Consider the following 732-nt stretch of genomic DNA (forward strand, 5'->3'; position numbering starts at 1 on the left):
GTGTACAGTACACTGGTAGCTGTTGAGCCAGGGGCGGTAGCGTGCCTGATTAAATTAACATTTCTGTGGCAAAATAAGCTAATTTTATGTTAAAGGCTAATTTAGAAAAATATAAAATCAAATAATTTAACACGTAATTAGCATAAAAGATTAATACAATTTCGGAGACTACATGACTATACTTGTGACAGGTGGCGCTGGTTATATTGGTTCACATACCGTTTTACAGTTAATTGAGGGCGGATATGATGTGGTTGTGCTTGATAACCTGAGTAATTCATCTCAAGAGTCACTTCATCGTGTTGGTTCTTTGGTTTCGAAAAAAATTCCATTCATTGAAGCTGATATCAACGATAAACAAAAACTTGAAGAAGTTTTTAAAAACTACGATATCGATGCAGTGATTCATTTTGCAGGATTAAAATCTGTGGGTGAATCGGTAAAAAAACCGCTGGAATATTATATTAATAATGTCAGTGGGACCCTCACCCTGCTTGAAGTTATGAAGCAAGCAAGTGTTTATAAGTTCATTTTTAGTTCGTCCGCAACTGTTTATGGTAACCATTCTCCGGTTCCCAACCTGGAGGAATATCCTATTGGAAATGCTTCCTGCCCCTATGGTACTACTAAAGTCATGCTGGAGCAGGTTTTATCAGACTACGCGAAATCTGATGATAAATTGAAGATTATTGCTCTTCGTTATTTTAACCCTACAGGCGCACATCCTAGTGG

The 732-nt window shown here is 37.3% G+C and carries 1 protein-coding gene; it reads left to right on the forward strand.

Annotated features, from left to right (window positions below):
- Window positions 1-172 precede the first annotated feature (172 nt).
- Window positions 173-732 (forward strand): SDR family NAD(P)-dependent oxidoreductase (locus tag RTW80_RS26575; protein ID WP_312721083.1); only part of this gene is annotated, 560 nt, incomplete at its 3' end.

The organism is Escherichia sp. AM3 (assembly GCF_032029835.1).
In the GTDB taxonomy this organism is placed as follows: domain Bacteria; phylum Pseudomonadota; class Gammaproteobacteria; order Enterobacterales; family Enterobacteriaceae; genus Escherichia; species Escherichia coli.